Consider the following 11,887-nt stretch of genomic DNA (forward strand, 5'->3'; position numbering starts at 1 on the left):
TCAGCAGCAGCCCGACCCGCCGCAGCACGACTGCGACTGGTCGGCGGTCGCCTGCACCACCGCGCTCAGCGGGATCGCCGTCCGCGGCACGTCGGCCCACGCGGCGAGCTCGGTGCGGGTCGGGTAGTGCCCCTTCGCCTTGACGGTGCCGTCGACCAGGACCATCGGCAGGGCGGCGGTGCCGTCGATCTCCAGGGCCTGGCGGACCGGGCCGCTGGCGATGAACCTCGCGGGCTCCTGGGACAGCGTGGCGCGATCCACCTGGACCCCGCGGGCGCTGAGCCATGCGACGTCGGCGGCGAAGCGCGACAGCGTCGGGTCCACATCGGTGCCGCACACGCCCGTCGAGCAGCACATCGCCGGGTCGAAGATCTCCACGCGCACCATCAGGTCCTCCTCGGCTCAGGCACTCACGCGTTGCATCACGTCCTGCTGACATCACATCACACTGATGCGTTGTAGCGTATGGGACATGAGTCCGGTCGCCGTCCCGCTGCCCAGGGTCCCGACGCCGCCCGTCGCCGGCAGCCAGTTCGCGCTCCTGGCGGACCCCCTGCGGCTGGCGATCATCGAGGCCCTGTCGCGCGAGCAGCTGTGCACCTGCCACCTGGTCGACATCACCGGCGCCCGCCAGACCACGATCAGCAACCACCTGCGCCTGCTGCGCGAAGCCGGCGTCGTCCTGGCCGAGCCCGAGGGCCGCTACACCTGGTACCGCCTCGCCCCCGGAGCGTTCGCCGAGGCCCTGCGGGCGCTCGGCGCCGTCGTCGCGGACGGCCCCGACGCACCCCGGCTGCGCCCGGCCTGCGTCAGCTGACCCCGGCGGGCCGCTCGGACCCGGGCACCGCGCTCAGGCGTGCTGGCGCAACTCGTGCCCGCCGTGCCCGACGGGCTCGACCTGGAACGTGCAGTGCTCGGTCTCGAAGTGCTCGCCCAGGCAGGCGCCGAGCTGGTCGAGGACCAGCCCGGTGCGGCCGCCGTCGATGCAGTCCTGGTCGACGACGACGTGGGCCGACAGGACCGGGACGCCGCTGGTGATGGTCCAGGCGTGCAGGTCGTGCACGTCCACCACGCCTGGCGTCTGGCGGATGTGCTCGCGCACCACGTCCAGGTCCAGCCCCTTGGGCGTGGCCTCGAGGAGCACGTCCAGGACGTCGCGCAGCAGGCCCCAGGCCCGGGGGAGGATGAACAGGCCGATGCCGACCGAGGCGATGACGTCGGCCCGGGCGTACCCCGTGGTGGCGATGATGACGGCGGCGATGATGACGGCGATGGACCCGACCAGGTCGCCGAGCACCTCCAGGTAGGCGCCCCGGACGTTCAGGCTCTCGTCGCGCGCCCCGCGCAGGGCCAGCAGGCTGACGACGTTGGCCCCGGCGCCGACGAGCGCCACGAGCAGCATCAGCCCGCTGCCCACCTCGGGCGGGTCGTTCCAGCGGCCGATCGCCTCGACGATGACCCACACGGCCAGCGCGGCGAGCAGGACCGCGTTCGCCAGCGCTGCGAGCACCTCGGCGCGCTGTAACCCGAACGTGCGCGCGCTGGTCGCCGGGCGCGCCGCCAGGACGGACGCGATGAGCGCGATCGCGACCCCCGTCGCATCGGTGAGCATGTGGCCGGCGTCGGCGAGCAGCGCCAGCGACCCCGACACCAGCCCACCGACCACCTGGACACCGACCACCGACAACGTCATGGCGAGCACGAGGACCAGGCGGCGCCGGTGCCGCCCGGTGGCAGTGCCGTGGGCGTGCTCGTGCCCGGCGCCCATCACCTCACCTCGGCACTCGTCGGCACGGCCGGCCCAGGTTCGCGGCGGCTGGCAGCGCCGTCATCGTCGTCGTGACCGCCCTCGTCCTCGTCGTCGTCCTCGACGAGCTCGCCTTCCCAGGCCTCCCTGCCCTCGTGGATCGCGAACGCCGCGATGACGAAGCCCGCGACGGGGTCCAGCCAGGCCGCGCCCGTGAGCTGGAACAGGCCCACCCCGGCCAGGGTCGACACGCTCAGGAGGACGCAGATCCTGGTCTCGGCGGCGTCGGCGAGGATCAGGTTGTCGCGCAGCGCCAGGCCGACCCGACGCTTCGCGGCCGCAAGGACGGGCATCACGACGATCGACGCGGCCAGCAGAACGAGGGCCAAGGGCGAGGCGTCCGGCGCCTCGCCGTCGACCAGGCTGCGCACGCCCTCGACCGTCACGTACGCCGCGAGGACGAAGAACGTCACGGCCACGGCGCGGAGGACGAGCCGCTCCTTGTCCTCATCCGCGTGGCCGTGCCGCAACCGGGCAGCGAGCCGCAGACCGACCAGGACGGCGGCGATGGACTCGATGCCGGAGTCGATGCCGAAGCCGATCACCGACACGAGCTCGGCCAGGATGCCGGCGGTGATCGCGACCACGCCCTCGACGACGTTGTAGGCGACGGTGAACTGCGCCAGACGGAGCCCACGACGCGTGAGCCGCTCGACCTCAGGTGCGGCCAGCTCGGCGTCGCTCACGACACAGCCCCTTCGGTGTGCGCCGCCGCCGCCCGGCCACCCATGCCGTACACCGGGCACAGCGCGACCGCGTCACCGGTGAGCCCGAGAAGCCGCTCCGCCGCAGCGAGCACGTCCAGCACCGCCTCGGGATGCGTCAACGAGAACACCGACGCCCGACCCTCCGCCCGGGAGGACACCAGCCCACAGTCACGGAGGCACGCCAGGTGCTTGGAGACCGTCGACTGCGCCAGACCGAGGTGCCTGGTGAGGTCCACCACGCGGTGCTCCCCGAGAGCGAGATGGCGGAGGATCGCCAACCGTGAAGCATCACTGAAGCCATGGAACAGGCAAGCCGCAGCGGATACGGCGGCCGTCTCGTCCACATGCGGATCGCTCGTGGTCGCTATCATCGTCATACAGCGATGCTACATGCTCGACGGACCCGCATCGCTATCGCAGTCCGCATCTAGTCCGCAACTCGGCGAGAACGGGCCCTCACGAACGAGAGAGGTCGGGAGGCATCACCCCAGGTCAGACCCGCAGAGGGCACCACGACCAGGCGCCGCCTCCCCCACCACAAGCGACTTTTAATCCGCGGGTTGTGGGTTCGATCCCCACGGGGCCCACGTTTCCGCAGGTCAGAGCGTTGTTGATCTTGCCGAGTCGGCTCGGAAGTCGTGGTCATCTGGTCCGCGGGTTGTGAATGCCAACCTCAAGGCGAGTCTGGTATCTGCGCAGGTCAGCGGCCCGGACGTCCTCGCCGCGGTCGAGCCGCGCGGGCCGGGTCCGCATCTAGTCCGCATCTAGTCCGCACTTGGTCAGCAGCGGGTGACGCCGGCGAGCCGTCACCCGCCCGCGGATGCTGGCCGGTATTGCCTACCCCCGGGGCTTCGTCGCCCGGACGATCGCGCCGTGGAGGCCGTCGGCAACCTCATGGGTGAAGGTGACGTCGGCGCCCTCGAATCCGGCGCTGGCGAGGATCTCCAGGTACTCGGAGCGGGACAGTGCGCCGGCGATGCAGCCGACGTAGCTGCCGCGTTCGGCGCGTTGGGCGGGGGAGATGTGGTCCTCGGCGACGACGTCGGACACCCCGAACCGCCCGCCGGGCGCCAGGACTCGGAAGGCCTCGCGGAGGACGGCGGGCTTGTCGACGGAGAGGTTGATGACGCAGTTGGAGATGATGACGTCGATGTCGCCGTCGGCGAAGGGCAGGTTCTCGATGGCGCCCTCGCGGAACTCGACGTTCGTGGCTCCGGCCTTTGCGGTGTTGGCGCGGGCGAGGTCGAGCATCTCGGGGGTCATGTCGACGCCGTAGGCGAACCCGGTCGGTCCGACGCGGCGGGCGGAGAGCAGGACGTCGATCCCGCCGCCGGAGCCGAGGTCGAGGACGACGTCGCCTTCGCGTAGCTCGGCGACCATCAGGGGGTTGCCGCATCCGAGGGAGGCCAGGACTGCCTCGGCCGGCAGTCCCTCGACGTCGTCGGCGGCATAGAGGCCGGCGCCGAACAGGTCGGCGTCGGCTCCCACCTCTGCACAGCAGCTGGCCGCCCCGTCGGCCGGCCCGCAGCAGCCGCTGCCGACGGCGGTGGCCGCCAGGGCGTAGCGTTCGCGGACTTCGTCCCTGAGCGCGTCGGTCTCGGTCACTGGTCCTCCTCAGCGAGGCGCCGCGATCAGGGCGCCGGTTTGCATCGACAGGTGTCAATGTACCGGTGACGTTGGTCCCTCGTCCGCCCGGATCGGCGGTCGTACGTTTCGAGTGTGACTGATTCAAGCGTGGTTGATGTGACGCTGACCCGCGCAGAGCGGATCGAGCTCCTGCAGGCCGTGGCCGATCCGGTGCGGTGGGCGGTGCTGGAGGAGCTCGCGGACACGACCAAGTGCGTCTGTGACATCCGGAAGCGGGTGCCGGTGCCGGCGAACCTGCTCAGCTACCACTTGAAGGTGCTGCGCGACACCGGGCTCGTGACGGCCACGCGACGCGGTCGGTGGATCGACTACGCCCTCGCCGACGACGCCCGCCGGCTCATGCACGCGGCCCTCCCGGGCGGCCCGGCGGAGGGGCCCGCATGAGCGTCACCGAGCGGCTGCGCGTCACGACCCCGGTCGGTCGATGGGTGGGTCTGGGCCTGGCCGCGGCTGCCTGGGCGGGTCTCTACGCGCTCAACGAGGTCGTCTGGACGTGGCTGGTGGGTGACGTCGTGGGGGCGGACCTCGAGGACCGCGTGCCCGGCGCCGTGCACTTCTTCCTCTACGACGTCTCCAAGATCTTCCTCCTGCTGTCGGGGCTGATGTTCGTCATCGGACTGGCGCGCGCGAGCCTGGACGTGGAGCGGGCGCGCGCCTACCTCGAGGGCAGGGGCTTGTTCGTGGGCCTGGTCCTGGCGGTGGTCCTCGGTGCGGTGACGCCGTTCTGCTCGTGCTCGTCGATCCCGTTGTTCATGGGGTTCGTCGCGGCGGGCATCCCGCTGTCGGTGACCCTGACGTTCCTGGTCGCCTCGCCGCTGATCAGTGAGATCGCAGCGATCATGATCGGCGACCAGTTCGGCTGGGGGATCGCCGCCGCCTACGTGGCCGCCGGGGCGGTCGTCGCGCTGCTGATCGGGTGGGTGTTCTCCCGCCTGCGCCTGGACCGCTGGGTCGAGGACATGGTCTTCGCGACGAGGATCGCGACCCTGCGTGCCGACGGCCACGTGCCCACGTGGGCCGAGCGCATCGACGCCGCCAAGGCCGAGACCCGCGAGATCTTCGGCAAGGTCTGGAAGTGGGTGCTGGTCGGCGTGGCCATCGGCGCGGCGATCCACGGCTGGGTCCCGGCGGAGTTCTTCGCCGACGTCGCGGGCGCCGACAACCCGCTAGCGGTCCCGATCGTGACGCTCGCGGGCATGCCGCTGTACGTCAACGGCGCGGGCGTCGTCCCGATCGCCGAAGCCCTGTGGAGCAAGGGCATGCCGCTGGGCACGGTCATGGCCTTCACGATGAGCGCGATCGCCCTGTCGATCCCCGAGGCCGTGATGCTCCGCCGCGTCCTCAAGCCGCCGCTGCTCGCGATCTTCTTCGGCGCGGTCGTCGTCGGAATCGTCGCCGTCGGCTACTTCTTCAACGCCGTCCTGTGACCCACCCACCGAAGGGAACCACCATGAAGATCAAGGTCCTGGGCCCCGGCTGCGCCAACTGCGTCAACCTCGAGAGGGCGACGCGCGAGGCGGTCGCTGCGCTCGGCATCGACGCCGAGATCGAGAAGGTCACCGACTACGCCGCCATCGTGGGCTACGGCATCATGCGCACCCCCGGCCTCGTGGTCGACGAGCAGGTCGTGCTCTCCGGCCGCGTTCCGACGGCAGCGCAGGTGCGAGACATCCTCGCGCCGCTCGTCGCCGGCGCTGCCCGGTGAGCCTCTGACGTCGCCCGCCCGCCCACTCTGACCGGCCTGACGAGGGACCGAGATGAAGATCACCGTCCTGGGCCCGGGCTGTCCCAGCTGCCTGAGCCTTGAGCGGGCGATGCGCGAGGCGGTCGCTGCGCTCGACCTGGACGCCGAGCTGGAGATCGTCTCCGACTACGCGGCGATCCTCAGCTACGGGATCATGAGCACCCCCGCGCTGGCGATCGACGGGACCGTGGTGGTCGTGGGCCGCGTCCCCAAGGCCGCGGCGCTCCGCGAGCTGCTCTCCCAGGCGGCCGCGCGGTGACGGGGCCGATGAGCACGCCCACCGGCGCTCCCTCCGGCGACGCCGGTCGCACCACTGCGGTGGGCCCCGCCCGGCTCCAGGCCCATCTGAGCCGATGGTTGATGCTCTACGCGCTCGGTTCGATGCTCGTCGGCGTCCTCGTGGGCTACCCCCTGCGGGACTGGACCTCCCGCCACACCGACGACCTGGGGACGGTCACCACGATCTCGGTGTTCCTGGTGATCTACCCGATGATGGTCAACCTCCGCGTGGAGGCCTTGGCCCGTGCCGGGCGCAACGTGCGCGGGCTCGCTCTGGCGCTGGTCTACAACTTCGTGTGGGCGCCCGCGGTCGGCTTCGTGCTCGCGCGGCTCTTCCTGCACGACCACCTGCTTGCGCTCGGGTTCCTGCTGGTCATGGTGGTGCCGTGCTCGAGCATGAGCATCGCCTACACGGGCCTGGCCAAGGGTGACGTCGAGCTGGCGACGGTGGTCGTCGGGACGAGCTTCGTCCTGGCCGTGGTCGTGGTGCCGGCATGGATGGCGGTCTTCGCCTCCGGGTACGACCTGGACGTGCCGATCGGCTCGATGGTCGTGTCCATCGTCACGGTGCTGATCGGGCCGATGATCGCCGGGTGGCTCACGCGGGTGGGCGTCGCCCGGTGGCGGGGCCCGGCCGTCATGGGGCGCCTTCAGCCCGCCTTCTCCGCGGCGTCGATGCTCGCGATGTTCGCCACGATCTTCGGCATCTTCTTCAGCAAGGCCACGATTATCGTGGACCGCTGGAGCACCGTCCTGCTCCTGCTCGTGCCCAACGCCCTGTTCATGGCGCTGACCTTGGGTGTGGCGACCTGGGTGAACCGTCGGCTCGGGCTGAGCTACGAGCAGTCGGTCGCGGTCGTGTTCGCCTCCGCGGGCAAGAACAACGCCACCGCCATCGCGATCGCCGCGACCGCCTTCTCACCGCTGGTCGCTGTGCCGGCGGCCACGATGCCGATCTTCCAGGTGATCTTGATGGTCGGCTTCCTCCGGCTCGCGCCCCGGGTTCGCGCGTACTACGCGCCGCGCATCACCCGCCCGACTCCCGGCGCGGCATCGCCGGCCGGTCACCTCGAAGAATTGGAGAAGACATGACCAGCACGGCCCCCGCCCGCACGCCGATGGACATCCTCGGCGCGGTCTCGCCCGAAGGCGCCAGCACCTACCTGGCGCACCGCGCCGCGATCATGGACAACCCTGCGCTCAGCGCGCTGCCGACCAAGGACAAGCTCCTCATCGGGATCGGCGTCGCCGCCGCGCTGCAGTCCTCGACGTGCACCCTCATGTGGACCCGGCAGGCCAAGAACGCCGGTGCCAGCGACGCCGAGATCGCCGAGGCGGTGCTGGTCGCCCGGTTGATGAAGATGGCCACCGTGAACGACACCGCAGCCGACGCCCTCGCCTGGCTCGAAGCCCAGCAGCAGTAGCCGTCGCACCCGGCAGGAGGAAGAGCCCGTGGACACCGGCACGATCATCGTCGTCGCGGTCGGCCTGCTCGCGCTCTCGGTCGCCTCGGGGATGCTCGGGCTCGGCGTCGCGTTCGCCGCCGTGCCGTTCCTGGGCTTCTTCATGGGCGACCTGGTGCACGAGGTGCAGCCGCTGAGCCTGTTCCTGAACGGGGTGACCGCGATCTTCGCGGCGGTCGGATTCGCCAAGAGCGGCCTGGTCGCGTGGCGGCCTGCGCTGATGCTCACCGCGGTGACGGCCGTCGGCGCCCCGCTCGGCTCCTGGCTGGCGCAGGGCACCAGCCAGGCGTGGCTGTGGGGCCTCTACCTGGTCGCCGTGGCGTACCTCGCCTTCCGGATGTTCCAGAAGGGAGGGGGCCCGAGGGAGGGTGCCGCCCAGCATCCCCGGCTCGGCCTTGCCCTGATCCTCGCGGTCCCGATCTCGGTCGTGGCGGGCCTGCTGGGCGTGGGGCCGGGCTTCCTGCTGATGCCTGTGCTGATCCTCGCCGGGTACGAGCCGAAGCTTGCCGCGGGCATCAACGCCGTGGCCGTGACGATGCCCTCGTTCACCGCGCTGATCCCGCACGTGGACACCGCCGAGGTGGACCTGCGCGTGGCCACCGTCCTGGTGGTCGTCGGCGCCGCAGGTTCCTTCCTCGGGGCCCGGCTGACCAGCCGGTTCGTCTCCGGCCCCACGCTCAAGCGGGTATTCGGCATCCTCATCGTCGTCATGACGGCCGTGAAGATCGTCACGATGGCGGTGGGCTGACGGGGTGAATGCGGCGAAGCTGGAGTCTTGAAGGGACGCTGAGAGTGAAGTCGGAGATCGCCGCGACGCGGACCCCGCGTCCGTCCTGCGCATTGGTGGGCAGCTCGATCACGGACGCGGAGGCGGCCGAGCTCGCCCACCGCCTCAGGGCGATCGCCGAGCCGGGCCGGCTCCGCCTGCTCTCGCTGATCGCAGCGCACGAGAACCACGAGGCATGCGTCGCCGACCTCACAGATCTCGTCGGGCTCAGTCAGCCGACCGTCTCCCATCACCTGAAGGTCCTCGTCGAGGCCAGGTTCGTGACGCGCTCCAAGCGCGGCGTCTTCGTCTACTACGCGCTCGAGCCGGACGCCCTCGGCATCCTCGGCCGACAGGTGGAGGCCACCTGCTGCTGACAGCCCGTTCCACGATCGTCCGGACCGTCGTGCACGCACTTCGGCGTGCGTATGTGTGACGACTCAGGCGCGCGCCACCGGGACGCCGAGCTCGCCGAGCAGCGCCTCGACCCGACCGCGGATCTCATCGCGGATGGGGCGGACGGAGTCGATCCCCTGGCCGGCCGGGTCGTCCAGCTTCCAGTCCTCGTAGCGCTTGCCGGGGAAGATCGGGCAGACATCGCCGCAGCCCATCGTGATCACGACGTCGGAGGCCTGGACCGCCTCTGTGGTGAGCACCTTGGGCTGCTCGGCGCGGATGTCCACGCCCTCCTCGAGCATCGCCTCGACGGCGACCGGGTTGATCTGGTCGGCGGGCATGGACCCTGCGGACCGGACCTCGACTGCGCCGCCGGACAGGTAGGTCAGCCAGCCGGCCGCCATCTGCGATCGTCCGGCGTTGTGCACGCAGACGAACAGCACGCTGGGGCGGGTGGTCTGCGGTGCGGTCTGGTCGGTCACGCTGGGTCCTCCTGGATGGGTGTGGGTCAGGTGTCGGTGGAGATCGGCTGGTCGAGCAGCTCGACGGCCAGCGCCCGCACACGGGCGTCGATCTCGTCGCGGATGGCGCGCACCCCCTCGGGGGACGCGAGGGCGGGGTCCCCGAGCGCCCAGTCCTCGTAGCGCTTACCCGGGAAGACGGGGCAGACGTCGCCGCAGCCCATCGTGATCACCACGTCCGCGGCACGCACGGCGTCGTCAGTCAAGGGCTTGGGGAACGGGGTCTCGGCGTCGGGGCCCAGGATCTCCTCCAGCAGGGGCTGGACGGTGGGGTGGATCTCGTCCGCCGGGTGCGAACCGGCGGAGCGGATGACGACGGCGTCGCCGACGTAGTGGCGCAGCAGGGCGGCGGCCAGCTGGGACCGCCCGGCGTTGGCCACGCACACGAAGAGCACCTGCGGCCGACGGACCGTGGCGCTCTGGCCCTCCACCCGGCGCAGGTCGTCCAGGCGCTGCTTGGCGAACCGTTCGGCGAGCACCGGGACGTATCTGGTGACGCGCGCGGTGCGCAGGAGCGCCGTGTAGGACTCGCGGACCGTCCGCACGACGACGTCGCGGGTCAGGTCGCCATAGCGCTCGACCAGCTTCTCGCCGACGCGGTCGATGAGCTCGTCCGCGTGCCGCAACGGGTCGATCCCGCCCAGCCGCTCGGGGACGTCGGGACGGCGCTGGGAACCAAGGCGCGCGGCCACTGGGGCGAAGGCCTCGAGCAGCACGGTCACGGCCTGCTGGACGTCCGTGGCCAGCCGGTAGTAGACGGCGCTGGCCCGGCGGTCCGAGACGAGCAGGCCCGCCTCCTTGAGCACCCGCAGGTGGTGGGAGACGGTCGGCGCGGTGACTTCCGTCATCGCGGCAAGCTCACCGGCCGACACCTCACCGGCGTCCGCGGTGGCGATGGCCGAAAGAACGCGCAGGCGGATCGGATCGCCGATGGCGCGCAGTGCCTCGGCGAGCGCCTCCGCCACCCCCGAGCCGATGGCCCGCTCTCGTGCTCCTGTCGCCATCCGGTCCTCCCGTGGATTCGAGGCTAGTCTAATTAGACTGGGCTCGAATCCGCAACGAGGCTAGGCACCGACCACCATGAGCCAGCCCACCAGTGCAAGGAGCGTCACGGCGAGCACCGGGATGGTCAGGACGATGCCGACCTTGAAGTAGGTGCCCCAGCCGATGTGCATGCCCTTGCGGTCCAGGACGTGCAGCCACAGCAGGGTCGCAAGGCTGCCGATCGGGGTGATCTTCGGCCCCAGGTCGGCCCCGATGACGTTCGCGTAGACCATCAGCTCGTGCGTGATCCCGGTCGCGCCGGCCGCGTCGATGCCCAGGGCGGCGACCAGGACGGTGGGCATGTTGTTCATCACCGAGGACATGCCTGCGACGAGGAAGCCGGTGCCGCCGGCTGCGGCGAACGGGCCCTGGTCGCCGAACCAGGCGAACACCTCGCCGAGGGAGTCGGTCAGGCCCTGGTTGCGCAGCCCGTAGACGACCAGGTACATGCCCAGGCTGAACAGGACGACCTGCCACGGCGCCGAGCGCAGCACGGGCGCGATCGGGATGTGCACGCTCGGCTTGGTCCGCGCTGGCGCCGGCTCGTGATGTCCGGCGCCCGTGTCCAGGGCGTGGTCGTGGATGTCGTCGTGCACCACGCCTGAGCGGGCGTGGTCGTGGGCCGGTTCGACGACGCCCTCGACGTCGACGGTCAGCAGCGTGGGTGCCAGGCGGGCGAAGGCCCAGGCAGGCTTGCGGGCGGCGATCAGGACGATGGCGACAGCCCCGAGCCCGGCGACGGCGGCGATCGGGACGCCGAGCGGGTCGGCGACGAAGTACCCGACCAGCAGCACAGCCAGGACGACCCACCCCGCGCGGAAGGTCAGGTGGTCGTGGACGACGTCGGCCGGACGGGCCAGGTCGGCGACGTCGTAGCGGCCGGGGATCGCCTTGCGGAAGTACACGCGCAGGACGAGCAGGCTGGCGGCGAGTGAGGCGAGGCTGACGGGGATCATCACCAGGGCGTAGCGGCCGAAGCCGATGCCGAAGAAGTCGGCCGAGACGATGTTGACCAGGTTCGACACCACCAGCGGCAGGCTCGTGGTGTCGGCGATGAACCCGGTGGCCATCACGAACGCGAAGGCCGCCTTGGGGTCGAACTTCAGCGCCAGGAGCATCTGGTAGACGATCGGCGTCAGGATCAACGCAGCGCCGTCGTTGGCGAACACCGCGGCGATCGCGGCACCCAGGACCACGATGAGGTTGAACAGCATCCGTCCGTTGCCGCGGCCCCACCGGGCCACGTGCAGCGCCGACCACTCGAACGTCCCGGCCTCGTCGAGCACGAGGGAGATGATGATCACCGCGACGAACGTGAGCGTCGCGTTCCACACGATCACCCAGACGTCGGGCACGTCGCCGAGCTGAACGACCCCGGTGATCAGGGCGAGGGCGGCACCGCCGAGGGCGCTCCACCCGATGCCCAGCCCGCGGGGCTGCCAGATGACCAGGGTCAAGGTGAGCACGAAGATGACGACGGCGAGCAGCACGGGCGGGTCTCCAAGCGCGGGTC

At 70.9% G+C, this 11,887-nt stretch carries 17 protein-coding genes; 9 read left to right on the forward strand and 8 right to left on the reverse strand.

The features are described from left to right. Positions 1–387 carry an arsenite efflux transporter metallochaperone ArsD gene (gene arsD / locus AFE02nite_RS10155; protein WP_034243288.1) on the reverse strand — a complete coding sequence of 129 codons (387 nt, stop codon included), beginning with the start codon at positions 385–387 and terminating at the stop codon, positions 1–3. Positions 388–472: 85 nt separating this feature from the next. Here arsD and AFE02nite_RS10160 point away from each other — a divergent pair, with 85 nt between their 5' ends. Next, positions 473–817, forward strand: coding sequence for an ArsR/SmtB family transcription factor (locus AFE02nite_RS10160; protein ID WP_146819580.1), 345 nt, complete (start codon positions 473–475; stop codon positions 815–817). Positions 818–850: 33 nt separating this feature from the next. Here the strand turns inward: AFE02nite_RS10160 and AFE02nite_RS10165 are convergent, their stop codons facing one another. The 4 genes from AFE02nite_RS10165 to arsM all read right to left on the reverse strand — a co-directional run bounded on the left by AFE02nite_RS10165 (position 851) and on the right by arsM (position 4,119). Continuing rightward, positions 851–1,768, reverse strand: a complete 918-nt coding sequence (locus AFE02nite_RS10165) for a cation diffusion facilitator family transporter (protein ID WP_034243290.1) — start codon at positions 1,766–1,768, stop codon at positions 851–853. Beyond that, the gene (locus AFE02nite_RS10170) at positions 1,768–2,493 is read right to left on the reverse strand and encodes a cation diffusion facilitator family transporter (RefSeq protein ID WP_052113371.1); all 726 of its coding nucleotides are present in this window, start codon (positions 2,491–2,493) and stop codon (positions 1,768–1,770) included. The genes AFE02nite_RS10165 and AFE02nite_RS10170 overlap by 1 nt, the downstream gene beginning before the upstream one ends. Continuing rightward, the gene (locus tag AFE02nite_RS10175) at positions 2,490–2,891 is read right to left on the reverse strand and encodes an ArsR/SmtB family transcription factor (RefSeq protein ID WP_034243293.1); all 402 of its coding nucleotides are present in this window, start codon (positions 2,889–2,891) and stop codon (positions 2,490–2,492) included. Before AFE02nite_RS10175 ends, AFE02nite_RS10170 begins: the two co-directional genes overlap by 4 nt. A gap of 460 nt (positions 2,892–3,351) precedes the next feature. Then, positions 3,352–4,119 (reverse strand): arsenite methyltransferase, encoded by a 768-nt coding sequence (gene arsM, locus AFE02nite_RS10180; protein WP_034243295.1) that lies wholly within the window; start codon positions 4,117–4,119, stop codon positions 3,352–3,354. A gap of 138 nt (positions 4,120–4,257) precedes the next feature. On the opposite strand from arsM, the gene AFE02nite_RS10185 reads away from it, so the two are divergent. From AFE02nite_RS10185 to AFE02nite_RS10220, 8 genes are read left to right on the forward strand one after another with little or no spacing between them, the layout of a single operon-like run. Continuing rightward, the gene (locus AFE02nite_RS10185) at positions 4,258–4,545 is read left to right on the forward strand and encodes an ArsR/SmtB family transcription factor (RefSeq protein WP_261765571.1); all 288 of its coding nucleotides are present in this window, start codon (positions 4,258–4,260) and stop codon (positions 4,543–4,545) included. Further along, on the forward strand, positions 4,542–5,588 hold the full coding sequence (locus AFE02nite_RS10190; protein ID WP_034243301.1) for a permease: 1,047 nt from the start codon (positions 4,542–4,544) through the stop codon (positions 5,586–5,588). Before AFE02nite_RS10185 ends, AFE02nite_RS10190 begins: the two co-directional genes overlap by 4 nt. A 23-nt stretch (positions 5,589–5,611) precedes the next feature. Next, positions 5,612–5,866: a thioredoxin family protein gene (locus AFE02nite_RS10195; protein ID WP_034243304.1), complete on the forward strand. Its 255-nt coding sequence runs from the start codon at positions 5,612–5,614 to the stop codon at positions 5,864–5,866. A gap of 52 nt (positions 5,867–5,918) precedes the next feature. After that, a complete protein-coding gene (locus AFE02nite_RS10200) occupies positions 5,919–6,164 on the forward strand; it encodes a thioredoxin family protein (RefSeq protein ID WP_034243306.1) in 246 nt (81 codons plus the stop codon). Positions 6,165–6,172: 8 nt separating this feature from the next. Continuing rightward, positions 6,173–7,276 carry an arsenic resistance protein gene (locus AFE02nite_RS10205; RefSeq protein ID WP_222594384.1) on the forward strand — a complete coding sequence of 368 codons (1,104 nt, stop codon included), beginning with the start codon at positions 6,173–6,175 and terminating at the stop codon, positions 7,274–7,276. Then, positions 7,273–7,608: a carboxymuconolactone decarboxylase family protein gene (locus AFE02nite_RS10210; RefSeq protein ID WP_146819581.1), complete on the forward strand. Its 336-nt coding sequence runs from the start codon at positions 7,273–7,275 to the stop codon at positions 7,606–7,608. Before AFE02nite_RS10205 ends, AFE02nite_RS10210 begins: the two co-directional genes overlap by 4 nt. Positions 7,609–7,636: 28 nt before the next feature. After that, complete coding sequence (locus AFE02nite_RS10215; RefSeq protein WP_222594385.1) at positions 7,637–8,395, forward strand: sulfite exporter TauE/SafE family protein; 759 nt, start codon at positions 7,637–7,639, stop codon at positions 8,393–8,395. A 44-nt stretch (positions 8,396–8,439) separates the two neighbouring features. Then, positions 8,440–8,790 (forward strand): ArsR/SmtB family transcription factor, encoded by a 351-nt coding sequence (locus AFE02nite_RS10220; protein ID WP_052113373.1) that lies wholly within the window; start codon positions 8,440–8,442, stop codon positions 8,788–8,790. Between the two features lie 63 nt (positions 8,791–8,853). Here the strand turns inward: AFE02nite_RS10220 and AFE02nite_RS10225 are convergent, their stop codons facing one another. Genes AFE02nite_RS10225 through AFE02nite_RS10235 form a run of 3 tightly spaced genes read right to left on the reverse strand, consistent with a single transcriptional unit; the run spans position 8,854 to position 11,864 of the window. Beyond that, positions 8,854–9,291, reverse strand: a complete 438-nt coding sequence (locus AFE02nite_RS10225) for an arsenate reductase ArsC (protein WP_034243312.1) — start codon at positions 9,289–9,291, stop codon at positions 8,854–8,856. Between the two features lie 26 nt (positions 9,292–9,317). Then, on the reverse strand, positions 9,318–10,334 hold the full coding sequence (locus AFE02nite_RS10230) for a metalloregulator ArsR/SmtB family transcription factor (RefSeq protein WP_034243315.1): 1,017 nt from the start codon (positions 10,332–10,334) through the stop codon (positions 9,318–9,320). Between the two features lie 60 nt (positions 10,335–10,394). After that, a complete protein-coding gene (locus AFE02nite_RS10235; protein ID WP_034243317.1) occupies positions 10,395–11,864 on the reverse strand; it encodes an arsenic transporter in 1,470 nt (489 codons plus the stop codon). Positions 11,865–11,887 lie beyond the last annotated feature (23 nt).

It is taken from the genome of Actinotalea fermentans, assembly GCF_007991475.1.
Lineage (GTDB): Bacteria > Actinomycetota > Actinomycetes > Actinomycetales > Cellulomonadaceae > Actinotalea > Actinotalea fermentans.